This window comes from Neisseria sp. Marseille-Q2251, from assembly GCF_940793045.1.
GTDB lineage: Bacteria > Pseudomonadota > Gammaproteobacteria > Burkholderiales > Neisseriaceae > Neisseria.
Window position 1 is genome coordinate 36338 of record NZ_CALNWV010000010.1, and the last position, 23349, is coordinate 59686.

Annotated in this window: 21 protein-coding genes and 2 tRNA genes; 10 read left to right on the plus strand and 13 right to left on the minus strand. The window is 51.9% G+C overall.

The window, feature by feature from the left end; all coding sequences use genetic code 11:
* Positions 1 to 26: 26 nt before the first annotated feature.
* The 9 genes from AAG834_RS05640 to rsmA form a co-directional block, all read right to left on the minus strand.
* Positions 27 to 533, minus strand: a complete 507-nt coding sequence (locus tag AAG834_RS05640; RefSeq protein ID WP_070498722.1) for a CvpA family protein — start codon at positions 531 to 533, stop codon at positions 27 to 29.
* Positions 526 to 1752 carry an SPOR domain-containing protein gene (locus AAG834_RS05645; RefSeq protein ID WP_342031531.1) on the minus strand — a complete coding sequence of 409 codons (1227 nt, stop codon included), beginning with the start codon at positions 1750 to 1752 and terminating at the stop codon, positions 526 to 528. Before AAG834_RS05645 ends, AAG834_RS05640 begins: the two co-directional genes overlap by 8 nt.
* A 12-nt stretch (positions 1753 to 1764) precedes the next feature.
* Positions 1765 to 3039, minus strand: coding sequence for a bifunctional tetrahydrofolate synthase/dihydrofolate synthase (folC, locus tag AAG834_RS05650; RefSeq protein WP_342031532.1), 1275 nt, complete (start codon positions 3037 to 3039; stop codon positions 1765 to 1767).
* Positions 3040 to 3173: 134 nt separating this feature from the next.
* On the minus strand, positions 3174 to 3608 hold the full coding sequence (locus tag AAG834_RS05655; RefSeq protein ID WP_342031533.1) for a protein YgfX: 435 nt from the start codon (positions 3606 to 3608) through the stop codon (positions 3174 to 3176).
* 4 nt (positions 3609 to 3612) lie between these two features.
* Positions 3613 to 3972, minus strand: coding sequence for a hypothetical protein (locus tag AAG834_RS05660; protein ID WP_003761526.1), 360 nt, complete (start codon positions 3970 to 3972; stop codon positions 3613 to 3615).
* The gene (locus AAG834_RS05665) at positions 3959 to 4450 is read right to left on the minus strand and encodes a MepB family protein (protein ID WP_342031534.1); all 492 of its coding nucleotides are present in this window, start codon (positions 4448 to 4450) and stop codon (positions 3959 to 3961) included. Before AAG834_RS05665 ends, AAG834_RS05660 begins: the two co-directional genes overlap by 14 nt.
* Positions 4451 to 4545: 95 nt before the next feature.
* Positions 4546 to 5274, minus strand: a complete 729-nt coding sequence (locus tag AAG834_RS05670) for an amino acid ABC transporter ATP-binding protein (protein ID WP_003740819.1) — start codon at positions 5272 to 5274, stop codon at positions 4546 to 4548.
* A 2-nt stretch (positions 5275 to 5276) separates the two neighbouring features.
* Positions 5277 to 5948, minus strand: coding sequence for a sel1 repeat family protein (locus tag AAG834_RS05675; RefSeq protein ID WP_070498712.1), 672 nt, complete (start codon positions 5946 to 5948; stop codon positions 5277 to 5279).
* Positions 5949 to 5963: 15 nt separating this feature from the next.
* Entirely contained in the window at positions 5964 to 6743 is a 780-nt protein-coding gene (gene rsmA, locus AAG834_RS05680) for a 16S rRNA (adenine(1518)-N(6)/adenine(1519)-N(6))-dimethyltransferase RsmA (RefSeq protein WP_003761535.1), read from the minus strand.
* A 183-nt stretch (positions 6744 to 6926) separates the two neighbouring features.
* On the opposite strand from rsmA, the gene AAG834_RS05685 reads away from it, so the two are divergent.
* The 3 genes from AAG834_RS05685 (at position 6927) to AAG834_RS05695 (ending at position 8575) form a co-directional block, all read left to right on the plus strand.
* Positions 6927 to 8279, plus strand: coding sequence for a deoxyguanosinetriphosphate triphosphohydrolase (locus AAG834_RS05685; protein WP_342031535.1), 1353 nt, complete (start codon positions 6927 to 6929; stop codon positions 8277 to 8279).
* Between the two features lie 131 nt (positions 8280 to 8410).
* A tRNA-Arg gene (locus tag AAG834_RS05690) sits at positions 8411 to 8487 on the plus strand.
* Between the two features lie 13 nt (positions 8488 to 8500).
* Positions 8501 to 8575, plus strand: a tRNA-Glu gene (locus AAG834_RS05695).
* Between the two features lie 350 nt (positions 8576 to 8925).
* Here AAG834_RS05695 and AAG834_RS05700 read toward each other — a convergent pair.
* Complete coding sequence (locus tag AAG834_RS05700; RefSeq protein ID WP_342031536.1) at positions 8926 to 10068, minus strand: extracellular solute-binding protein; 1143 nt, start codon at positions 10066 to 10068, stop codon at positions 8926 to 8928.
* A gap of 303 nt (positions 10069 to 10371) precedes the next feature.
* On the opposite strand from AAG834_RS05700, the gene rpsT reads away from it, so the two are divergent.
* The 7 genes from rpsT to AAG834_RS05740 all read left to right on the plus strand — a co-directional run bounded on the left by rpsT (position 10372) and on the right by AAG834_RS05740 (position 19002).
* A complete protein-coding gene (gene rpsT, locus AAG834_RS05705) occupies positions 10372 to 10635 on the plus strand; it encodes a 30S ribosomal protein S20 (RefSeq protein ID WP_002212556.1) in 264 nt (87 codons plus the stop codon).
* 240 nt (positions 10636 to 10875) lie between these two features.
* A complete protein-coding gene (locus AAG834_RS05710) occupies positions 10876 to 12096 on the plus strand; it encodes a phospholipase A (protein ID WP_342031537.1) in 1221 nt (406 codons plus the stop codon).
* Between the two features lie 157 nt (positions 12097 to 12253).
* Positions 12254 to 12934 (plus strand): DUF502 domain-containing protein, encoded by a 681-nt coding sequence (locus AAG834_RS05715; RefSeq protein ID WP_045072337.1) that lies wholly within the window; start codon positions 12254 to 12256, stop codon positions 12932 to 12934.
* Between the two features lie 288 nt (positions 12935 to 13222).
* Entirely contained in the window at positions 13223 to 13681 is a 459-nt protein-coding gene (locus tag AAG834_RS05725) for an Ivy family c-type lysozyme inhibitor (RefSeq protein WP_342031538.1), read from the plus strand.
* Positions 13682 to 13744: 63 nt separating this feature from the next.
* Positions 13745 to 15553, plus strand: coding sequence for an aspartate--tRNA ligase (aspS, locus tag AAG834_RS05730; protein WP_342031539.1), 1809 nt, complete (start codon positions 13745 to 13747; stop codon positions 15551 to 15553).
* Positions 15554 to 15897: 344 nt separating this feature from the next.
* Positions 15898 to 17271, plus strand: coding sequence for a hypothetical protein (locus AAG834_RS05735; RefSeq protein WP_342031540.1), 1374 nt, complete (start codon positions 15898 to 15900; stop codon positions 17269 to 17271).
* A gap of 255 nt (positions 17272 to 17526) precedes the next feature.
* The gene (locus tag AAG834_RS05740) at positions 17527 to 19002 is read left to right on the plus strand and encodes a surface lipoprotein assembly modifier (RefSeq protein ID WP_342031541.1); all 1476 of its coding nucleotides are present in this window, start codon (positions 17527 to 17529) and stop codon (positions 19000 to 19002) included.
* Between the two features lie 466 nt (positions 19003 to 19468).
* On the opposite strand, the gene AAG834_RS05745 is transcribed toward AAG834_RS05740, so the two are convergent.
* The 3 genes from AAG834_RS05745 to prpF form a co-directional block, all read right to left on the minus strand.
* Positions 19469 to 19609, minus strand: coding sequence for a hypothetical protein (locus AAG834_RS05745; protein WP_342031542.1), 141 nt, complete (start codon positions 19607 to 19609; stop codon positions 19469 to 19471).
* A 1052-nt stretch (positions 19610 to 20661) separates the two neighbouring features.
* The gene (locus tag AAG834_RS05750; protein ID WP_342031543.1) at positions 20662 to 21873 is read right to left on the minus strand and encodes an acetate kinase; all 1212 of its coding nucleotides are present in this window, start codon (positions 21871 to 21873) and stop codon (positions 20662 to 20664) included.
* Between the two features lie 125 nt (positions 21874 to 21998).
* The gene (gene prpF, locus AAG834_RS05755; protein ID WP_342031544.1) at positions 21999 to 23168 is read right to left on the minus strand and encodes a 2-methylaconitate cis-trans isomerase PrpF; all 1170 of its coding nucleotides are present in this window, start codon (positions 23166 to 23168) and stop codon (positions 21999 to 22001) included.
* Positions 23169 to 23349: the final 181 nt, after the last annotated feature.

The following is a 23349-nucleotide window of genomic DNA, read 5'->3' on the forward strand; positions in this document are numbered from 1 at the left end:
ATCGAGGTCGTCTGAAACCGGTCGGTTTACAATTCCGCCTTATCTTCCGTCTTGTCCTTCTGTCCGGGCAGATAAGGCATGATGACTTCAGACAATGATTGGAAATAAGGAATACTGTATGAGCTTTGCCAATCTTCCGTTTCCGGCAAATCGGTGTGGGCGCAGACCATGACCGCCAAAGTCACCAGCAATACGCCTTTGGCTGCGCCGAACACGCCGCCCAATACCCTGTTGACGCTTCCCAAGCCCATCGATGACGCTGCGTTGGTCAGTATGGTGCGCAAAAACTGCTGTAAAAAACGCGCCAAAAAGAAAATCACGACAAATGAAATGGCAACGCCCAAGGCGCGCGGTTGAATCGATTTAAACGCCACTTCCGAAAACGGCACGGCAAACGTTTTAGCCAACAAAAAGGAAATCACCCACGCAAACAGCGAACCCGCTTCGGCAATGACGCCGCGTATCATCGACATCACGATACACGCCGCAATCACGCCGAAGGCGAGTATGTCGGCTAACGGAATATCATTCATTGGTTACCTGTCCGGCAATGCCGTGCACACGCAGTTTGTTCAAGTCGCGTTCGGCGTCGTAGGCGTTTTTGTATGCACCTGATTTGACGCGGTAAACCTTGCCTTTATCCGTCATCACTTCGGTAATGGTTGAGTCGATACCTGCCGCTTTCATTTTGCGTTGCAGGCTCAAGGCGCGTTCTTTTTCAGCATAACCTGCCTGAATCGCGGCTTTTTTACCTGATTTGACTTCGGCGGTTTTGGTTTTTGCTTTTTCAGACGACCTTTCGGCAGCAACGGTTTTCTCTGCCTTGGCTGTCGGCTCGGCTTTGGCTTTGGCAACTTTCGCTTCGGCTTCTCTTACCGCAGAAGCTTTTTTGTTGGCTGTTTCGATTTTTTCGTATTTGGAAGCATCTACCCGAATTCTTTCTTTAGGTTCGGATGCGGATGCTGTGACGGCTTCTTTGGCTTTTTCCGCTGCCGCTTTGTGTTTCGCCGCCGCTTCTTCTTTGGCTTTTAACGCCTTACGTTCGGCAACAGCTTTTTCAGCTTTTTCCAATTGTGCCAGTTTGTTGCGTTCGGCTGCGGCGGCACGTTCCGCCTTCTCGGCTTTAGCGGCTTGAAGGGCGCGTTTGCGTGCGGCGGCATTGGCTTCTCGCTCCGCTGCTTCTTGTGCTTGAAGCTGCTGCGCTTTACGCTGCTCTTCACGATTACGGCGGCGCTCTTCCGCGCGGCGTGCGGCTGTTTCGCGTTTGGCGGCTTCGGCTTTTTGGATTTTCTCGGATTCTTCCAAACCTTTGATGTCGCTGTCTGACAGCGTATCGTTAATCAGCACCAAAGGTGGGCCTACATCTTCGGGCGCTGCCGGCGGTGCATCAGGTTGCGGCTCGGCTTGTGCATGCGCATTTTGCTCCGGCGCGGCAGTTTCCTGCGGTTTGTCCGCTACTTCGGCATCGGCATTTTTGGCCGCTTCTGCCGCTGCTTCCAAATCTTCTTTGGTAGAGGGTTCCAACACGGTCGCATCCGCCAGGTTGGCAGGTTCTGCGTTGGCATTATTCTGTTGGATGGTTGTAGTTTGGGCGTTTTCTTCTTGCTTGTTTTCCGGTCCGGTTGACAGGGTGACGCCCAATAAAACGGTCGATGCCGCCACCAACCCCGATGCCATAACCAAGCGGCGGCGGTTGCGGCGTTTGAGCTGTTCGTAACCGGTCAGAACTTCATTTTGCTTATTGTCAGACATGGAGATTTCCTTTTACAACGCCGCCATCACGTCGGCAACGGTATGAAATGAGCCGAAAACAACAATTCTATCATTTTCACCCGCCTTCGCCAAAGCTGCGCGGTACGCCTCTCGAACGGAGGTAAAAGTTTGTATATTTTCGATATTTTGTGCTTCCAGTTTCGCCTGCAAGGCTTCCGCCGTCATGCCGCGCGGCACGTCCAAAGGCGCGATATACCACTCGTCAAACTGGTCTTTAACGATTTCCAACACGCCGTCTATATCTTTGTCGGACAACATACTGAATACGGCGGTGCGTTTTTGTGCAAACGCTAAATTAATCAGGCTGCGGCGCAGGGCGCGGGCGGCGTGGGGATTGTGTCCGACATCCAAAACGGTCAGCGGACGGCCGGGCAGGACTTGGAAACGTCCGGGGTTTTCAACCAGCAGCAAACCGCGCTTGATGGCGCCGATGTCCACCGGCAATTTGTCATTCAAACATTCCAACACGGTCAACGCACAGGCGGCGTTAGAGAGTTGATATGCGCCGCGCAATGCGGGGAACGGCAGGGAATTGCGGTTGCGCGCGGGGTCGTCTGAATGCTGCGGATGGAAGCGGTAGTTCCATTGGATATTTTCTAACGAGGAAAAATCGAAATCGCGCTGTACCATCAACAACTTCGCGCCTATGGCTTCGACGTGTGCGACCAACGATTCGGGCGCAGGGTTTTGCCCGCAGATTGCAGGTTTGCCGCTGCGGAACACGCCTGCTTTTTCAAAACCGACCTGTTCGACCGTATCGCCCAAAAACGCCTGATGGTCCAAATCCACGCTGGTAACCACCGCGCAATCGCAGTCGAACACATTGACCGCGTCCAAACGTCCGCCCAAGCCGACTTCCAATATCATTACATCGACTTGTTCGCGAATGAAGATATCGACCGCCGCCAAGGCATTGAATTCAAAATAGGTTAGCGATATTTCGCCGCGTGCCGCTTCGATGCGCTCGAAGGAAGCGGTGATGAGGTCGTCTGAAACCGGCTCGGCGTTGACGGCGATGCGTTCGTTGTAACGCAATAAATGCGGGCTGGTCAGAGTACCGACTTTGAAGCCTGCCTGTTTGTAAATCTGCGTCAGATAGGCGCAAACCGAACCTTTACCGTTTGTTCCCGCAACAACGACGACGGGGCATTGCGGCTCGAGCTTCATGCGTTTTTTCACTTCGCCCGTGCGTTCCAAGCCCATGTCGATTAAGCCGCCGCTGTGGGCGGTTTCCAAATGCGAGAGCCAGTCTTGTAATGTTTTCATGTGTGTTTCGTTTTTCAAAAGGTCGTCTGAAACCGTCGTTTCGGCATAATGGGGACGGCTTCGGCTGCTTGTGTGGACTGTTTTTATATTGGGTTTAATTTGACAAGGACAAGGCGGAAAACCGCTTTACCGAATTAAAGCGGATGCCCGGCATCCTGAACCTGACACCAGCGCGCCCAAACTTTCAGACGACGGTAAGATTCTTTATCCGCCATATCGGGCGTGACGCATTGCCGTATCGTTTTGCCGTCGGCGTTCCACTGCAAAAACAAAGCGTAAGGAGTCAGCATGGTCGCACCGTCCAACACCGCGCCCTGCCCTTCTCCGTTTCCGCAAAATACGGAAGCGCGCGCATGGCGGTCGATGGCGATTTTCTTTACCGCACCCGCCGTCCGCAAATTCACCACGCGCCAAACGTGGACAAAACTGCCCGCCAACGCCGCCAGCCCGAACCACATCATCCAGCCGTAAAACCATATCAGGCACACGGCCACTGCGGACAAATGCAACAAAACGGACAAGGCTTTTAAAGAACGGGACGGCTTCAAGGTCGTCTGAAAAGCGCGCATCGCCCTACATCATATTGTCGAACACGGGCGTAATGCTCAATTCCGCTTCTTCCATGTCCAAAACCATATCGTGGATTTCGGTATCGAAAAATTCCCAAAACGCCTTCAGGCTCATGTCTTGCGGCCACTTGCTTTTGTCGATGTCCCAGCCTGCGAGTTCCGCCTCGAAAATCTGTTGGTAGCGTTCGTCAAAATAGGCAATCACGGCTTCCGGCTCGTCAAACTGCGGCACGAGGAATACGGAGCAGTTGGCACGGATTTGCTCGATGGTCAGGTCGGGCATATTTTCATCGGCGGATTTCAGCCATTCCAAAAAACGGGCGGTCGGCTTAAGCACGACGGCGGTACGGTCAACAAAATACATGGTTTTCCTTTGCTACGGCAAAATCGGAGATAGTCTCTTTACCGTCTATATCTATTCTAAAATAATCCATTTGCCATTTTTGTGTTTTCTGGGCTGTTTTATTTAAATTTGTGCACCAGGGTGGATAAAATCGCATGGACATCTTTCCTTTACAATCCTTTGTAGAGAGAATTTTTTTACTGATAGCCACCTCTTTGGGAATTATAAATAAACCGCAATGACAGCCGTCTATCACGACAATAAGCAGTTTATCGCCCAAGTCCTCATCGGTATAAGGGATATTTTTGTTCTCTTGGTCTTTTTTCCAAAAGACTGTAAAGTAGCCTTCTTTTTTGGGTGTTTTCTTTGCCAAACGGCATCTTTTATATTTTTGATCACACTTTGTCTTAATCAAAATGCTTTCATAGTCTTCATTCCATTTTTCCTTTATCAGATCAAAGTCACCATAATACCTATGAAGAATGTCTGTCATTTTCATTGTTTTATTGTCTTGTCTTTAGAGATGTCGGTTGCATTCGCCAAAGGTCGTCTGAAAGCCTCAATCTGTCTTTCAGACGACCTTTTGACAAGCTGTTAATGCGTCATCACTTGCTGCAAGAACTGTTTGGCGCGTTCGTGTTTCGGATTGGTAAAAAACTCTTCAGGCGTTTCGTTTTCCAAAATCTGCCCTTTATCCACGAAAATAATGCGGTCTGCCACTTCGCGCGCAAAGCCCATTTCATGTGTAACACACATCATGGTCATGCCGCTTTCCGCCAAATCCTGCATCACTTTCAACACTTCGCCGACCATTTCCGGGTCGAGCGCGGAAGTCGGTTCGTCAAACAGCATCACTCGCGGCTCCATCGCCAGCCCGCGCGCAATCGCCACGCGCTGCTGCTGTCCGCCGGAAAGCTGGCTGGGGAATGCATCTTTTTTATGCGCCAAACCCACGCGTTCCAACAGCTCCATCGCCTTTTCCTCAGCCTGTTCGCGGCTTTGTTTTTTCACCTTCATCGGCGACAGGATGATGTTTTCCAATACGGTCAGATGCGGATACAGATTGAAGCCTTGGAACACAAAACCCACCTCCTCACGCACCTTGTTCAAATCCGTCTGCGGATCGGCAACATTGATACCGTCCACCCAAATCTCGCCGCTCTCAATGCTTTCAAGCTGGTTGACGGTACGGATGAGCGTCGATTTGCCGCTACCCGAAGGTCCGCAAACCACCACCACTTCACCCTGCTTCACTTCCAGATTGACGCCGTTGATGACGTGCAGGTCTTTGAAATGTTTATGTACGTTTTTGAATTTAATCATGTTTATTTTACATTCTCTAAAATTGACCAGATTTTGGCTGGTTTATCTTCGATACGTTTAACATAGCCATCTATTTTTTTCGCATTGTGTTCATAGTAAATACCGCTGCACAATACATCCATTGCATCCTTATTCAGATCACCATAACGATTATTGGTATATACCGACAAAATACAGGCTTTCAAAGGATGGAAAGGCACGCCATATTCCCGCGCAGCATCCTGATTTCCAAATAGCCATGCGGTTTTCACCAGAGCCGAAAAATTCCCCAACGTCCCCGCTTTAAACAATTTTTCCTTGATTAACGGATAATTTTTCCGTTTCTGCCTTTCCAGCTTGGCGACTTCATCCATCAATTTTTGCGAACCGTTAGGTGCAAGTTCGTCTTCCAAAGCCTTTCTATCATATTCAGCATCAATATCATGGAGTAAATCCTGTGCCTGACCATTGCCGTTTTTTGCAGCTTTCTTGAGCCAATAGTAAAACTCACTCTTCTTGAGATTCACAGGGTCAGTGGTCATTTCCAACTGCTCTGCCAGCATATATTGTGCATCTGCATCACCAGCCTTTGCCTTACTCAGCAAATCACCTTTCTTCCCACCGATACCGCCTAAGGCAAACACCGTACCTGCAATGAATATGACTACCCCGCCCCAAAGATATTTTTTAAGCATTCCATCCCCTATTTTTCAGACGACCTTACGGACGAGATAATTGCTCAGTTCCACATATTTCTCCGGCGCGATGTGTTCGGCGCGGTCTTGCGGGCTGATGCCGACTGCCTGTAAATCCTCGTCGCCGGCAAGCTCTTTCAGATTGTTGCGTATGGTTTTGCGGCGTTGGTGGAAGGCAAGTTTCACCAGTTTGGCGAAATGCTCGAAATCGTCCGCCTTGCCGATGCGGTGTTTCACCGGAATCATGCGCACCACTGCAGAATCCACTTTCGGCGCAGGGTCAAACGATTCGGGCGGCACGTCAATCAACAGCTCCATATCAAAAAAATATTGCAGCATTACGCCCAAGCGGCCGTAGTCGTTGCTTTTCGGCGCGGCAACCATGCGCTCGACCACTTCCTTTTGCAGCATAAAATGCATATCGACGACATCGTCCGCCACCTCCGCCAGCTTGAACAAAAGCGGCGTGGAAATGTTGTACGGCAGGTTGCCGACAATTTTCTTTTTGCCCGCGATGCTGTTGAAATCAAACTGCAATACATCGCCTTCATGAATCACGAGCTTATCCGCAAACGGCAGCGTTTTCAGACGACGTACGATGTCGCGGTCGATTTCGATAACGTGCAGGCGGTTCAGCTTCTTCGCCAAAGGCTCGGTAATCGCCGCTAAGCCCGGTCCGATTTCAATCACCACATCATCCGCCTGCGGACGCACGGCGTTGACAATATCGGCAATAATCCGCGTGTCCTGCAAAAAATTCTGCCCGAAGCGTTTCCGGGCCTTATGTTCTTTCATCGCGTCTCTTCAAACTGTCGATCATTATAATAAGCGCGTATTGTAACTGAAAAACAAAGTCCTGTTCAGACCCGCAACCCAAGCAGCCGCCCTACGCCAATCGGGATTTCAAACCGTCCCGCAATGCAGTAATATCCCGTCCATCCTACACAGCTCGTCTGAAAACCCGCAAGGAGCAATTTCATGCAGATGAATTGGAAAAATCTACTCTCCTCACAACGTTTCCGCACGAAAAACGGCGAAATCATCCCGACCGTCACGCCTTCCACCCAAGAAGGAGCCGACGCTTTACGCACCGACTTCCATATCGACTACGACCGCGTCGTGTTCTCCGGCGCATTCCGCAGATTGGGACGTAAAACCCAAGTCCACCCTCTAGCCGAACACGACCTGACCCACAACCGCCTCACACACAGCGTCGAAGTCGCCAGCGTCGGGCGCAGTATCGGCAACCGTGTAGGCGTGATGCTGCAGGTAGGCGGTTTTTTACCGGAAAACAATACGCCGAGCGATATCGGCGCCGTCGTCCAAGTCGCCTGCCTTGCGCACGACCTAGGCAACCCGCCGTTCGGACACACCGGAGAAGACGCATTGCGCGACTGGTTCCGCAATCCCAAAAACCAGCCGTTTTTACAGACATTAAACGAAGCAGAGCGCAACGACATCCAAACCTATGAAGGCAATGCCCACAGCCTGCGTATCACGGCAAGCTTGGAAATGTATCCCGACGCAGGCGGCATGCGCCTAACCTCTGCCGCCATAGGCGCACTGCTGAAATACCCTTGGACGACGCAACATCCCAACGGAAGAAAAAAATTCAATATTTATCAAACCGAATTACCCTTCATCCGCCGCGTTGCAGACGAATTGGGACTGATTGAATCAGGAACAGACTGCTGGGTGCGCCATCCCTTGTCCTACTTGATGGAAGCGGCGGACGACATCTGCTATGCCCTCTTAGACTTGGAGGACGCAGTCGAATTGGATCTACTGAGCGACGCCGAAATAGAAAGCGTATTATCCGAACTTACCTTTGAAGAAAGCACTTGGCACGCACAATCCAGCCGCCAACGTTGCGCCATGTTGCGCGGCATCGCCATCGGCAAAGCGATAGAAGACGTCGCCCAGACTTTCATGATGCACCAATCCGACCTGCTAAACGGCAACTTCAAAGGCAAAGACCTATTGGCGTTGTGCAGCCCGCAAGTTCAAAACACTTTAGAGAAAGCCAAAGAACTTGCCCGCACACGCATTTTCCGCCACCGTACCAAACTCATGACCGAAATCGCCACCTTCCCGTGTCTCGGTTCTATTTTGGATTTATTGGTTCCCGCCGCATACGCCATGATTGCAGAAAAACAAGTCGATGTACGCCAATCCCTCGCGCTTGAATTGCTAAAAAACCACGACCCCATCCAAGAAACCGACAGCCTGTATCGCGCCTACATGAAAATCTTAGATTTCGTTGGCGGCATGACAGACAACGCCGCCGCAAAAATGGCGCAAGATTTATCGGGAGTGGGCATTTTACGATAATTAATATCCTTTATTTTCATATTGTTATTTTATTATAAATATTTTTATCCAGAAAATGCTGGACAGCCGCCGACAGCTTGTATATTATTCGGTCTTCTTGATTCACGACGCAGTCGCGAAGTGATGGAAATGCACCCGTAGCTCAGTTGGATAGAGTATCTGGCTACGAACCAGAGGGTCGGGCGTTCGAATCGCTCCGGGTGCGCCAACAAAATTTATCCGCGCCCATCGTCTAGCGGTTAGGACATCGCCCTTTCACGGCGGTAACCGGGGTTCGATTCCCCGTGGGCGTGCCAAATTCTTAAAGCACAGTTTAAACAAACTGTGCTTTTTTTCTTTGCTTTTAAAAATTCATCACAAACACAGCCGACTTACTTTAAACTATAGTGGATTAAATTTAAATCAGGACAAGGCGACGAAGCTGCAGACAGTACAGATAGTACGGCAAGGCGAGGCAACGCCGTACTGGTTTAAAGTTAATCCACTATAAATCAACACAAACAAATCACAGCCAAATCCAATATCAAAACAACACCTTACCCAAGATCAATCCATGCACACCACCCCGAAACCAAAATAAGAAAAGGTCGTCTGAAAACCCAATCCAAGGTTTTCAGACGACCTTTCACTTCAAAGCATCAAACGATTAGTTTGAACCGACTTTGATTTTCTGCCACAGATTAACCGACAGTTTCTTCGCATCCGAACTCATTTGCGGCATCACAAAACCGTCTTTCATATCCTGAGCATTCGGGAAGATGGAGCGGGTGTTAACCAATTCGGCAGGCATTTTCTCGCGCGCCGGTTTGCTTGCAGGTGCGAAGGTAACGGCAATACCGTTTTTCGCCGCAACGTCGGGATCAAGCGTGTAGTTGATGTATTTGTGGGCATTGGCGATGTTTTTCGCATCGGCGGGAATCAGCCAAGATTCAATCCAAAAGCCCATGCCTTTCGGCGTCAAGACTTCAATACCGACATTGTTTTTCACTTCTTCGGAACGGGCTTTCGCCAAGTTCAAATCGCCGCCGTTACCTGCTGCGAGACAGATGTCGCCGCGCGCCAGTTCGTCAATGATAGACGGACTGAAACGTTTTACATCAGGACGGATGGTTTTCAGCACTTCCGCCGCTGCTTTCAAATCATCAGGATTTGTACCTTTAGGATCTTTACCCAAGTAGTTCAACAAAATCGGGAACATTTCGCTCGGCGTATCCCACAAGGCGATGCCGCATGATTTCAGTTTATTGGTGTACTCAGGCTTGAACAGCAAATCCCAACCGTTTTCAGGCAGCTTGCCACCCAAAAGCTCTTTACCCTTTGCCGTAATTGCCAAAGTGTTGACACCGGAGAAGTAAGGCACGGCATACTGGTTGCCCGGATCGGCAGTTTCCAGCATTTTCAACAATTCGGGATCGATGTTTTTGTAATTAGGAATCAGGTCTTTATTGACTTTCTGATAAGCACCCGCTTCGATTTGGCGGGGCAGGAAAGCAATACCGGGAACAACCAAATCATAGCCGGATTTGCCGGTCAGCATTTTGGCTTCGAGGGTTTCGTTGTTTTCGTAAAGGTCGTAGGTCAGCTTCAGATTATTGGCTTTTTTGAAGTCTTCAACGGTACTCTCGTCAACGTAGTTCGACCAGTTGTAGATGTTCAAAGTATCGGTGGCGGCTGCTTCGGCATTGGCAGCAGGCGCGCTGCCTGCTTGAGGTTGCTCGGTTTTTTTCTCGCCACCGCCGCAAGCGGCCAGCGATAATGCCGCCAATACGGCTAATACGGATTTTTTCATACGGGCAGATTCCTGATGAAAGATTGTTAACAGAAAATGAACACTCTGCACCCCATCAATACCCCGGCGCAAAGCGGGGCTATTGTAATGGAAGTAGGTGAGAACTCAAAGCAATATCTGACTGATTTTTATTGAAATAAGGCACGATTTCCCAGACTCGGGAAAACGGCGTTGCGCAAGATGTCGTTTTTGGGCAAAATACGGTCGATTTGCGCGCGCAAACAGAGAAAATACTTGCATATAGAGAAATCTGTCTTTAAAATTGCGCGTTTACAGAATTTATTTTTTCAGGAGATATTCAATATGGCAAACAGCGCACAAGCCCGCAAACGTGCCCGCCAATCGGTTAAACAACGCGCCCACAACGCCAGCCTGCGTACTGCATTCCGTACCGCAGTGAAAAAAGTGTTGAAAGCAGTTGAAGCCGGCGACAAAGCTGCTGCTCAAGCAGTTTACCAAGAGTCCGTCAAAGTCATCGACCGTATCGCTGACAAAGGCGTATTCCACAAAAACAAAGCAGCCCGCCATAAGAGCCGTCTGTCTGCCAAAGTAAAAGCATTGGCTTAATCTTTTTCGCCCATCGCCTTGGCGTGTTATCGCGTCGGGACAGGCAAGCAGATAACGATGCCCCTGAGGTCTTAACCTTTCAGGGGCATTGCCGTATATGGTGCAAGTTGATGTAAACTTTTCAGACGACCCGCCGTAAAGAAGGCGCAAGGCGGTAAAATGCGGTTTAATCTGTTTTTAAAACGATTAATCCCGATTTTCAGGCAAAAGGTCGTCTGAAAACATCCAATCGGCAATCCCATGAATGAAATGATGAACAAGATGTTGAAACACAATTTGGCGCAAAGCGATACCCTGGAAAACGGAAAACCGTCATTCTCCAAATGCCGGCGCGCCTTGATGCTTATCCTTGTCGGCGGAGCCACCGCCCCTGTCGCCTATGCCGACACGGCTTTGCAATGCACCTCCATTCAAGACAATGCCACCCGTTTAGCGTGTTACGACAGCATTTACTCGGCGCAACTGCCGCCGCAAGCACCGCTGCCCGTCATTCGCGAAGAAGCCGCCAAAGCGCCGGTCGATTTGCCCAAAACCATCAGCACCAGCCGTGAGAAAAAAGCGGCGACAATTGTGTTTGACGAAAATAAAGAGCAATCCACCCTTTCGGAAGACAATCTCCGCACCACAGCCGATGCCTACACGCCATTGAGCCTGATGTACGATTTAGACAAAAACGACTCGCGCGGCTTGTTGAGCGTGCGCGAGCACAATCCCATGTACCTCATGCCCGCATGGTACAACAGCTCGCCCAACCTTCATCCCCATTCCCCTTCGCGCGGCACGACCAATCAGGAAAAATTCAGCGAACAGAAACACATAGAAACCAAACTGCAAGTTTCGTTCAAAAGCAAAATCGCCGAAGATTTGTTTAAAACCCGCGCGGATTTGTGGTTCGGCTACACCCAAAAATCCGATTGGCAGATTTACAACCAAGGCAGAAAATCCGCGCCGTTCCGCAATACCGATTACGAACCCGAAATCTTCTTGACCCAGCCCGTGAAGGCTGATTTACCGTTCGGCGGCAAACTGCGTATGGTCGGCGTAGGCTTCGTCCACCAATCCAACGGACAAAGCCGCCCCGAATCCCGCTCATGGAACCGAGTTTACGCGCTGGCAGGAATGGAATGGGGCAAACTGACCGTCATCCCGCGCGTGTGGATGCGCGCATTCGATCAGACCGGTGAAAACAACGACAATCCCGACATTACCGACTACATGGGTCATGGCGATTTGAAGCTGCAATACCGTCTGAACGACAAACAGAATATTTCGTCCCTGCTGCGCTACAATCCGAAAACCGGACACGGCGCGGTTGAAGCCGCCTATACTTTCCCGATTAAAGGCAAACTCAAAGGCGTCGTGCGCGGCTTTCACGGCTACGGCGAAAGCCTGATTGATTACAACCACAAACAAAACGGCATCGGCATCGGTCTGATGTTCAACGACTGGGACGGAATTTAATGCCGAATCTTGTTTTCAGACGACCTTTTATACCATGTTGCACGCAGGTCGTCTGAAAGCAAAACAAACCGCTCCCCATATTAAAAACACTCGTTTCCTATCGCCCAAACGCGTATAATGCAACGTTTGGGCGATATTTGTCGGAATAACACAGAAGATGACAGAACAAACGGCCGAAGGCGGAAAAGTTGCCAAGGCATTAAAAAAATATCTGATTACAGGCATGTTGGTGTGGCTGCCGATAGCCGTAACCATTTGGGCGGTCAGCTATATCATATCTGCCGCCGACCGGCTGATCAGTCTGCTGCCCGAGCAATGGCAGCCCCAATATTTCTGGGGATTCAACATTCCCGGTTTGGGCATCATTGCCGCCATCGTCGTCTTGTTTCTGACCGGCGTGTTCGCCGCCAACGTTTTGGGGCGTCAAATCCTCGCCGCATGGGACAGCCTGTTGGGACGGATTCCCGTCGTCAAGTCCATCTATTCCAGCGTCAAAAAAGTATCCGAGTCCCTGCTCTCCGACAGTAGCCGCTCGTTCAGAACGCCCGTGCTGGTTCCGTTCCCGCAACCCAATATTTGGACGATTGCCTTTGTATCAGGGCATATTCCCGACAAACTCAAAGGCAGCCTGCCGCACGATGACGACTATCTTTCCGTCTATGTGCCGACCACGCCCAACCCGACCGGCGGCTATTACATCATGGTGAAAAAAAGCGACGTGCGCGAACTCGATATGAGCGTGGACGAAGCATTGAAATATGTGATTTCGTTGGGCATGGTGATGCCGGATGACTTGCCGCTCAAAGCCCAAGCCGAAATACGATGTTTAGAAAAATAAACTAGAGATGGTAAACACATGACACATGGTCGTTTTGGCCTTGATTCATGGCTATTTACATTGTCATTATTGTTTTTAGCTGTTGTATAGTGAATTAACTTTAAACCAGTACGGCGTTGCCTCGCCTTGCCGTACTATCTGTACTATCTGCGGCTTCGTCGCCTTGTCCTGATTTAAATTTAATCCACTATACTTTGGCGTTGGGAAAATCGTGATGACTGAAATTTTCAGACGAGCTGAACGCATAAACTAACAGCCTGAAAGTTTATTCAACCTCAAAATATAAACATGAAATATTTATCTGCTTTACTGCTTGCCTTGTTTCTGCCCAATCTAGCCGTCTCCGCACCTGTAACCAACAGTAAAGGCGAAGAGGTATTTCTATTTGATTGGCACAAACAACCCGCTTTCAAAAAGCTTTGGCACGAACAAGTCAGCAAACATGCACCCAAAGCCCCCATGCACAATTGGGTGCGTAAAATGGCAGGTCCGATGCCGCCGCTGGAAAGTGTGAAAATCGGCGGCAAGACCTATTACTACACCACCATGTGCCAACCGCATAACTGCGGAGGCAACAACATGTATATTCTAACTGACAAGCAACATATCGCTGCTTATCATGTTGTTTATAAAAATGATGACTCCTTTTCTGCAGACAATCCGGATCAAATCTACATTTACGGTAAGCCCACGGAAGCAGAATTAAATTTTCTGAAGGCAGAATGGCGTAAAGAACAAAACAATTAAGGTGTCTTTTTTCAGACGACCTTTTCCTTCTTTTCAAATTGAACAATATAAAAAGGTGATTTTATGCGTACCAACTATTGCGGCCTGATCAGCGAGCAATACTTAGACCAAACCGTAACCGTCAAAGGCTGGGTACACCGCCGACGCGACCACGGCGGTGTGATTTTTATCGACTTGCGCGACCGCGAAGGCATCGTCCAAGTCGTGATTGACCCCGATACGCCCGAAGCATTTGCCACTGCCGATTCCGCCCGCAACGAATACGTTTTGAGCATTACCGGCCGCGTGCGCAACCGTCCCGAAGGTACGACCAACGACAAAATGATTTCCGGTAAAATCGAAATCCTCGCCAAAGAAATCGAAGTGTTGAACGCTGCCGCTACGCCGCCGTTCCAAATCGACGATGAAAACATCAGCGAAAACGTGCGCCTGACCAACCGCGTTATCGACCTGCGCCGTCCGGTGATGCAGCGCAACCTGCGCCTGCGTTATCAAGTCGCTATGGGTGTTCGCCGTTATCTAGACGCGCAAGGTTTCATCGACATTGAAACCCCGATGCTGACCCGCTCCACGCCCGAAGGCGCGCGCGACTACCTCGTGCCGAGCCGCGTTCATCCGGGCGAGTTTTTCGCGCTGCCGCAATCGCCGCAATTATTCAAACAACTGTTGATGGTGGCAGGTTTTGACCGTTACTACCAAATCACCAAGTGCTTCCGCGACGAAGACTTGCGCGCCGACCGCCAGCCTGAATTCACCCAAATCGACTTGGAAACCTCGTTCTTGAATGAGGATGAAATCATGGACATCACCGAAGGCATGGCAAAACAAGTCTTCCAAGACGCGCTGGGCGTGGATTTGGGCGATTTTCCGCGTATGCCTTACGCCGAAGCCATGTTCTACTACGGCTCCGACAAACCGGATATGCGCATCAACCTGAAATTCACCGAGCTGACCGACCTGATGAAAACGGAAGAATTCAAAGTCTTCCGTGGCGCAGCCGACATGAAAGGCGGCCGCGTGGTTGCCCTGCGCGTACCGAACGGCGCGAAATTCAGCCGCAAAGAAATCGACGAATACACCAAATTTGTCGGCATTTACGGCGCGAAAGGTTTGGCGTACATCAAAGTGAACGATGTCGGCAACCTTTCCAACGGCGAAGACAGCGGCCTGCAATCTCCGATCGTGAAATTCCTGTCTGAAAATGCCCTGAAAGAAATCATCGAGCGTACCGGCGCGCAAAACGGCGACATCATCTTCTTCGGCGCAGACAAAGCCAAAGTCGTGAACGAAGCCATCGGCGCACTGCGTATCAAAGTCGGCTTGGAACACGGCGCGGAAAACGGCTACTTCGTGGACGAATGGAAACCTTTGTGGGTTGTCGATTTCCCGATGTTCGAATACGACGAAGACGGCGACCGCTGGGCAGCCATGCACCATCCGTTCACCTCGCCCAAGCCAGGCCATGAAGACCTGATGGCGTCCGATCCTGAAAACTGCCTGGCACGCGCCTACGATATGGTGTTGAACGGCTGGGAAATCGGCGGCGGTTCTATCCGTATCCACCGTGCCGACGTGCAGGAAAAAGTGTTCGCCGCACTGAAAATCAGCCCCGAAGAGCAACAGGAAAAATTCGGTTTCCTCTTGGACAACCTGAAATTCGGCGCGCCTCCGCACGGCGGTTTGGCATTCGGCCTCGACCGTCTGGTGACGTTGATGACCGGTGCCGAATCCATCCGCGACGTGATTGCCTTCCCGAAAACCCAACGCGCCCAATGTCTGCTGACTAACGCGCCAAATGCGGTGGACGACAAACAGCTGCGCGAATTGAGTCTGCGTCTGCGTCAAAAAGCTACTGAAAACAAAGAAGCATAATCTTGAGAAACAGGTAAACAACGCCTGATAATAGAAAGGTCGTCTGAAACCTATTACACGGGTTTCAGACGACCTTTTTTATAACAGATGTGACAAATGTCAGGAGGTGGACATTTTCTATTTTAATCCTTCGGCATTCATCAAGTCATGGGCAAATCGCCTTATTAAATTTAATCTAGTTGAGTAATATCAGTTTATATTCATAATCCCACAGTAATTTTTTACATTTCCCCCTTGTCATGCTATCCTCGCCTCCCCTGTATGTATCAGCTTGTTTCATAAAGCAGTTTATTGTTGCACGTATACAGACAATATCCTAATTAATTATCGACAAGAGTATTGCTATGAAAAAAATAACTTCCTCTATTCTAAAAACCTGTTTTGCAGCGACGGCGGTTATCACAGCGCATTCTGCGTTTGCATATGACGCTTCCCACCCCACCTCTGCACCCGCACGCAGCACTTTGGACAACCACAATTTCCCCTATTCCATGCCGATTAATCCTAACGCAGCGCGCGACGGCAAACCTTATTTGAAAGCACACGACGACGTAATGACGCTGGCAGGCGCTACCCTGCCTCCTGCACGTCCGGTCAAACCGACTGCGCCTCCTCCACAACGTGCGCCATTGGCTAACCAAGATTTCCCTTACTCCATGCCAATCAATCCCAACGCAGCCAATGACGGCAAACCTTATTTGAAAGCACACGACGACGTGATGACACTGGCGGGCGCAACCCTGCCTCCTGCACGTCCGGTCAAACCGACTGCGCCTCCTCCATCCAAACCTGTCGGCAACAATGGCGACTTTCCTTACTCCATGCCAATCGGCGGCAATGTTTCGATACCGGACAGTGGTGTGATGAGCACAGCTTCCCAACCTCCTGCCCGTCCTATCGGCAAACCGATTGCGCCTCCTCCGTCTAAACCCGTCGTCAACAATGGTAACTTCCCTTACTCTGAGCCAATTTATGGCAAACGTACTTCGACAACACCTGTCGGCGTCATGACCACAGCCGACGTACCTCCTGCCTACAATCCAAATAACGCAGTGGCAAAACCTCAATATACAGTCAAAAACTCCGTCCGCGTTGCTGATGCCGACAACCTGAAAAACAAAGAAATCCTGTTTGTTATCGACAGAATCGAAGGCAAGGGCGAGCGTGTCATCCGCGAACGCCGCATTAATCAGATCGAGCTGTTCAGCCTGAACACTGAAGACGGCAAAGGAAAAGGCTTGCTGACCGTCGGCAAAATTCCGACTGCTTCGGGCAATGTGTTCTTCGGCGAATGGGCGCCTGCTTCAGAAGCCGCCGCTACTGCGCATGTCAAAGGCAACGCGCATCCTGCTTGGTTCTATGGCAAAAACCCGACTGGCAGCACCAAAGGCTTGGCAACTGCGACTTACAACGTAGTCGGTGTCAACGGTCATAAAGCCGGCGAACGCGATATCTATACCGGTACCGTCAAAGCCTATTTCGGTTCAGGCGACAGCGGCAGCATGACCGGCAAACTGGCGCGCCATACCGACACTCTGGACTTTGCCGGCGTGAAAATCGACAACCGCAACGGTACTTTCGCCTCTGACGCCGCCCGCAACCACGAAGGCATCAAAGGTCAGTTCTACGGTCAAAATGCCGCCGCATTGGTGGGTACTGCGACCCGTGGTACAGAAAGCCGCGCCGATGACATCTCCTTCGGCGGCGTAAAACAATAAGCCGTCGATAGAAACATAACGGGGAAGGCGCGGATTGCCGTGCTTTCCCCGTTTTATGGCAAGTTGCGGACGAATTTCCGCAGTTTCCGTTTTCAGACGACCTTTTGTGCTCGTCTCTATCTAAAAGGGTCGTCTGAAAACGGAAACAGATTAAAAACAAAGCGATATTGAACATTGCATCTTTTCAGACGACCTATTCCGCCTCGCCACAAGCCACCTCGTCTGCTTACCACACACCAGCCCGAAAGAATACGAATGAACAAATTCTGCCTCCTCCTGCTTGCCCTGCTGCCCCTGTCCGCCCACGCAGACAGCGACGACCTACGCCGCCTGTCAGAAGAAAACGGACGCGTGCAGCAGCAATATCGGGAAAGCGGCTGGCTGGACGGCGGCACACCCGCAGGCGATATCGAAAACGACGACGCATACATCCGCATCGGTGGTCAAATTTACACCGTCGGCAACAATACCGAAGAGCTGGAAAGCGCGATTTACCATGCCATCAACGAACGCCAATGGAAAAAGGCAGAACGCTTCGCCACGCGCTATGCCGCCCTGCCCGGCCACAATCCCGCCCTACCCAAATTGGTGCTCGGTTTGAAACAACGCGCCGAAGGATGCCTCGCCGAAGCCTTGCAAAACCTGCAATCAGCAGAAGCACTCGACCCCGCCAACCCGCGCATCCTGCTCGAAACCGCGCGCCTTTATACCGAAGACAACCAAAACCGCGAAGCCCGAAGCGCATTCGCCCGCGCCCAAGCCGCCGACATTCCCGAAGAAACCCGCGCCCTGATCGGACAATACCTCGGCGAAATCGACAAACGCAGCCGCTGGCACGGACAAATCGGCATCGCTTACGGCTACAACAGCAATATCAACCAATCCGACGGCTCCGTCCGCTGCATCCTGCCACTTGACGGCCAATGCCTCGCCTACCAAAACCTGCCCGCCCCCATCCGTTCCCCCGTATGGAATTACAGCCTGAGCGCAGGCAAAATTACCCCCATTAAAGGACACCACAGCCTCAAAACCAGCCTCCTCGCCTACGGCACGCACTACCGCCGCAAAGACACAGACGCCGCCCTGTCCGACTACGGCAGCCAAACAGGCACACTGTCCGCCGGTTACGAATACGCCGACGCACAAAGCCGCCTCTCGATGATGCCCGTTTACGAACACGAACGGCGCAACCGCCACACCTACTACAACGCCTACGGTGCCGAAGCCTCGTGGACGCATACCATCAACCCCAAATGGCAGGTCAACGCCGACTGGTCGGGCAAACGCTACCGCCACAGCGGCACCGCAAAAACCTACGCCGCCGACTACACCGAATACCGCACAGGCTTGGGTGCAGAATACGCCCTGACCCCGAAAACCGGCGTGTTCGCAGGCTCCGACTACACCCGCCGCACATACAACGGCGGCACATCCGACCACCGCGAATACACCCTCCGCACAGGCTTATACACCCTGTTTGACAACGGCACCTACCTCAACGCCCTCGTCATGAAACGGCGCAACCTCTACGACCGCGCAGGCATCGCCGCAGACGGACAAAGACGCAGCGACCGCCAAACCGTCTGGCTCGCCGCCGCAGGCTTCAGACAATGGCACATTGGCGGCTTCTACCCCGAACTGCGCTTCAAACACACCACCGTCAAAAGCAATTCCGTGTTCTACCGCTACCGCCAAAACGAAATCATGCTGGGCGTGAAGAAACAGTTTTAGAGTTGGGGAGAAGGTGGCTCTACGAACTACACGAATTTGATTTTTCCCAAACCACAAAGCCACCCCCATCCTAACCTTCCCCCGCCAGACGGGGGAAGGAACAAGGTTGCTGATATGGCAAAGAGGTCGTCTGAAAATAAGAATTTATGGATTTCAGACGACCTCTTTTAATGGATTTAAATAACAGCAAACACCCTACCCGCCGCCATTCCCTTCCATGCTTTTCCACATCTGCTGCAACCTGCCCCCCTCTCCCGTCCGGCGGGAGAGGGCTGGGGAGAGGGTGGCTCTACGAACCACATGACTTTGATTTTCCTCAGAAACACAAAGCCACCCCTATCCTAACCTTCCCCCGCCAGACGGGGGAAGGAACAAGATTGCTGATACGGCAAAGAGGTCGTCTGAAAATAAGGATTTATGAATTTCAGACGACCTCGTTTAATGGATTCAAATAACTGCAAATACCCTACCCGCCGCCATTCACTTCCATACTTTTCCACATCTGCTGCAACCCGCCCCCTCTCCCGTCGGCGGGAGAGGGCTGGGGAGAGGGCGGCTCTATGGGCTGCACGAATTTGTTTTTCCCCAAACCACAAACCACTCCCATCCTAACCTTCCCCCGCCAGACGGGGGAAGGGACAAGGTTGCTGATACGGCAAAGAGGTCGTCTGAAAATTACGATTTATGGAATTCAGACGACCTCTTTTAATGGATTTAAATAACAGCAAACACCCTACCCGCCGCCATTCTCTTCCATGCTTTTCCATCTGCCGTAACCTACCCCCCTCTCCAGTCCGGCGGGAGAGGGTTGGGGAGAGAGTAGCTCTACGAACTACACGAATTTGATTTTTCCTCAAAAACACAAAGCCCCCCATCCTAACCTTCCCCCGCCAGACGGGGGAAGGGACAAAGTTGCTGATAAATCAAAGAGGTCGTCTGAAAATAAGGATTTTAGATTTCAGACGACCTTGTTTAATGGGTTCAAATAACAGCAAACATCTTACATCCGCCGCTATCCTCTTCCATGCTTTTCCACATCTGCCGCAACCTACCCTCTCCCGTCGGCGGGAGAGGGCGGCTCTATGAGCTGAACGAATTTGATTTTTCCCACGCCACAAAGCCACCCCCATCCTAACCTTCCCCCGCCAGACGGGGGAAGGAACAAGGTTGCTGATAAATCAAAGAGGTCGTCTGAAAATTACGATTTATGGAATTTCAGACGACCCCGTTCATCATCAAACTACGCCGAACACCCCGCCGTCGTCATTCCCGCGCAGGCGGGAATCTATTGATGGGATGAGGTTTGTTTGGATGATTTTTAAGATTTTTGTTGCGAGATTTCTATTATCGAAAAATAGATTCCCACTGTAGCCTACCCTCACGCAAGCAGAATGGGAATAACAGTAATCGGACAGAAATTTATACCACACCCTGCAACCTACCCCTTCTCCCGTTCGGCGGGAGAGGGTTGGGGAGAGGGTGGCTCTATGGACCGCACGAGTTTGATTTACCTAAACCTGTAAAACCACCTCCATCCTAGCCTTCCCCCGCAGGACGGGGGAAGGGACAAGGTTGCTGATATGGCAAGAGGTCGTCTGAAACCGAAATCTTGTTTTCAGACGACCTCTTTTCTCTTTCAAAAACACTCTGCCCTATCCCCTAACCTGCTTCTTGCAAAAAGCCTGCCAGTGCGGCGGTGTCGAGTGCGATCATCAGTTCTTCGTTAGTCGGTACGACCAAAACGGCGGGATTGGAACCTGTCGGGCTGATGATGCCTGAGTTGCCGTAGCGTTTTTCCATGTTGGCTTTGGTGTCGATGTGCAGACCCAAATAGTCGAGGTAGGCAACGGTTTTGGCGCGGATGTTGCGGGAGTTTTCGCCGATACCGCCGGTAAAGACGAGGGCGTCTATGCCGCCGCAGGCGACCGACATCGAGGCGATGTATTTGGCGAGGCGGTAGGTCATGACTTCGAGGGCGAGGCGTGCGCCTTCGTGGCCTTCGTCGGCGGCAATTTCGAGGGTGCGGCAGTCGTTGGAGAGTTCGGAGATGCCGAGCAATCCTGATTTTTTGTTCAGCATTTCATCGACTTGCTCGATGTTCATGCCGGCATGGGCGGTCAGGTAGCTGTACACGCCGGGGTCGATGTCGCCGCAGCGGGTGCCCATGACGAGGCCTTCGATGGGGGTAAAGCCCATGCTGGTATCGACGGATTTGCCGTTTCGGATGGCGGTGATGGATGCGCCGTTGCCGAGGTGGGCGACGATCATGCGCAGGTCTTCCAGCGGTTTGCCCAAAATCCGCGCGGCTTCGGGGGCGACGTAGCGCATGCTGGTGCCGTGGAAGCCGTAGCGGCGGAAGGCGTGTTTTTTGCGCAATTCGCGCGGCACGGCGTAGGTGTAGGCGCGTTCGGGCATGGTTTGGTGGAACGAGGTGTCCATCACGCCGACGTTGGGCAGGCCGGGGAAGTGTTCCTGCGCGGCGAGGATGCCGCTGATGTTGGCGGGGTTGTGCAGCGGGGCGAGCGGGATGCAGGCTTTCAGTTCGTCGAGGACGTCTTGATCGATGAGGACGGACTCGTGATATTTTTCGCCGCCGTGGGCGATGCGGTGGCCGATGGCTTTGATGCGGTCGTGCAGGCCGTGTTTTTCCAGTTCGTTCAACAGCATACCCACCGCGCCGGCGTGGCAGTTGCGGCCGGACAGGGGAACTTGGCGTTTGTTGCCGTCTTTGTTGAAGGTAATGACGGCTTCGGGCGTACCCAAACGTTCGCCGAGGCAGCTTAGGACGACGCTGCCGCTTTTGCGGTCGATAACGGCGCCTTTGAGCGAGGAACTGCCGCAGTTCAGGACGAGGATGAGTTGGTCGGACATGATATTTCTCCTTGTAGTTTGTGGTTGTTTTTTTGGTGGGGTCGTCTGAAAAAGGATGGGCGTTGGGCGGGATGGGTTTCAGACGACCTCTTTGGGTTTTGCGGGCAAACCCACGCTGTGTTGATTTAAAAACAATCCTCAGGCACTCTGACCCGCCCTTCCATAATCACGCGCGCGCTGCGGCTCATAACGGCTTTTTTCACTGCCCAAACGCCATCCGAACATTCTGCCGCCGCACCGACGCGCAATGTGCCGGAAGGATGGCCGAAGCGCACTTCGTTGCGCGTTCCGCCGCCTGCGGCGAGGTTGACCAGCGTGCCGGGGACGGCGGCGGCGGCGGCAATGGCGACCGAGGCAGTACCCATCATCGCGTGGTGCAGTTTGCCCATACTCAGGGCGCGTACCAGCAAATCGATTTCGGCGGCGTTTACAGTTTTGCCGCTGGAGGCGGTGTAATCGACGACGGGCGCGACGAAGGCGACTTTCGGCGTGTGCGCGCGGGCGGCGGCTTCGGACACGTCGTTAATCAAGCCCATTTTCAGCGCACCGTAAGCGCGGATTTTCTCGAATTTTTCCAGCGCGGCGGCATCGTTGTTGATGTCGTCCTGCAACTCTTTGCCCGTATAGCCCAAGTCGGCGGCGTTCAGGAAAACGGTCGGAATGCCCGCGTTGATGAGCGTGGCTTTCAGACGGCCTATGTCCGGAACGTCCAGCTCGTCCACCAGATTGCCGGTCGGGAACATGCTGCCTTCGCCGTCGGCGGGGTCGAGGAATTCGATTTGCACTTCGGCGGCGGGAAAGGTAACGCCGTCCAACTCGAAATCGCCCGTTTCCAAGACTTCGCCGTTTTGCATCGGAACATGGGCGATGATGGTTTTGCCGATGTTTTTCTGCCAGATTTTCACCGTACAGATGCCGTCTGAAGGGATTTTGCCTTTATCGACCAAGCCCTGCTCGATGGCGAACGCGCCCACGGCGGCGGTGAGGTTGCCGCAGTTGCCGCTCCAATCGACGAAAGGCTTGTCGATGGAAACTTGCCCGAAAAGGTAATCAACGTCGTGGTCGGCACGTTCGGACTTGTCCAAAATCACCGCCTTGCTGGTGGACGAACTGGCGTTGCCCAAACCGTCTATCTGCTTGCCGTAGGGGTCGGGGCTGCCGAGTACGCGCAACAAGATTTTGTCGCGCGCGCTGCCCGCTTCCCGCGCCGCTTCGGGCAGGTCGGAAAGTTTGAAAAACACGCCTTTTGATGTGCCGCCGCGGTAGTAAACGGCGGGGATTTTGATTTGCGGCATTTTTGGATTCTCCCTATGTAGCGTGGGCTCTGCCCACGATTTTTACCATGTCAATTTAGCCTTTATTTCGCGGGCAAAGCCCACGCTACACCCACTTTCCAAAAGTACATTAGGCTGCCACTCCGACAAAGCCGTTTGCTTCCGCAAAATGTCGGGGTTCGCCCCAATCTACGGCTGCTGT

Bases quoted from the DNA above. Each gene is read 5' to 3' on its own strand.
- AAG834_RS05685 (WP_342031535.1), top strand. From the start codon at position 6,927: ATGCAGATGAATTGGAAAAATCTACTCTCCTCACAACGTTTCCGCACG.
- AAG834_RS05700 (WP_342031536.1), bottom strand. From the start codon at position 10,068: ATGAAAAAATCCGTATTAGCCGTATTGGCGGCATTATCGCTGGCCGCT.
- AAG834_RS05665 (WP_342031534.1), bottom strand. From the start codon at position 4,450: ATGAAAATGACAGACATTCTTCATAGGTATTATGGTGACTTTGATCTG.
- aspS (WP_342031539.1), top strand. From the start codon at position 13,745: ATGCGTACCAACTATTGCGGCCTGATCAGCGAGCAATACTTAGACCAA.
- AAG834_RS05655 (WP_342031533.1), bottom strand. From the start codon at position 3,608: ATGCGCGCTTTTCAGACGACCTTGAAGCCGTCCCGTTCTTTAAAAGCC.
- rsmA (WP_003761535.1), bottom strand. From the start codon at position 6,743: ATGAAAGAACATAAGGCCCGGAAACGCTTCGGGCAGAATTTTTTGCAG.
- AAG834_RS05735 (WP_342031540.1), top strand. From the start codon at position 15,898: ATGAAAAAAATAACTTCCTCTATTCTAAAAACCTGTTTTGCAGCGACG.
- prpF (WP_342031544.1), bottom strand. From the start codon at position 23,168: ATGCCGCAAATCAAAATCCCCGCCGTTTACTACCGCGGCGGCACATCA.
- AAG834_RS05725 (WP_342031538.1), top strand. From the start codon at position 13,223: ATGAAATATTTATCTGCTTTACTGCTTGCCTTGTTTCTGCCCAATCTA.
- rpsT (WP_002212556.1), top strand. From the start codon at position 10,372: ATGGCAAACAGCGCACAAGCCCGCAAACGTGCCCGCCAATCGGTTAAA.
- AAG834_RS05745 (WP_342031542.1), bottom strand. From the start codon at position 19,609: ATGGGAGTGGTTTGTGGTTTGGGGAAAAACAAATTCGTGCAGCCCATA.
- AAG834_RS05715 (WP_045072337.1), top strand. From the start codon at position 12,254: ATGACAGAACAAACGGCCGAAGGCGGAAAAGTTGCCAAGGCATTAAAA.
- AAG834_RS05670 (WP_003740819.1), bottom strand. From the start codon at position 5,274: ATGATTAAATTCAAAAACGTACATAAACATTTCAAAGACCTGCACGTC.
- AAG834_RS05645 (WP_342031531.1), bottom strand. From the start codon at position 1,752: ATGTCTGACAATAAGCAAAATGAAGTTCTGACCGGTTACGAACAGCTC.
- AAG834_RS05660 (WP_003761526.1), bottom strand. From the start codon at position 3,972: ATGTATTTTGTTGACCGTACCGCCGTCGTGCTTAAGCCGACCGCCCGT.
- AAG834_RS05740 (WP_342031541.1), top strand. From the start codon at position 17,527: ATGAACAAATTCTGCCTCCTCCTGCTTGCCCTGCTGCCCCTGTCCGCC.
- AAG834_RS05710 (WP_342031537.1), top strand. From the start codon at position 10,876: ATGAATGAAATGATGAACAAGATGTTGAAACACAATTTGGCGCAAAGC.
- AAG834_RS05750 (WP_342031543.1), bottom strand. From the start codon at position 21,873: ATGTCCGACCAACTCATCCTCGTCCTGAACTGCGGCAGTTCCTCGCTC.
- AAG834_RS05640 (WP_070498722.1), bottom strand. From the start codon at position 533: ATGAATGATATTCCGTTAGCCGACATACTCGCCTTCGGCGTGATTGCG.
- AAG834_RS05675 (WP_070498712.1), bottom strand. From the start codon at position 5,948: ATGCTTAAAAAATATCTTTGGGGCGGGGTAGTCATATTCATTGCAGGT.
- folC (WP_342031532.1), bottom strand. From the start codon at position 3,039: ATGAAAACATTACAAGACTGGCTCTCGCATTTGGAAACCGCCCACAGC.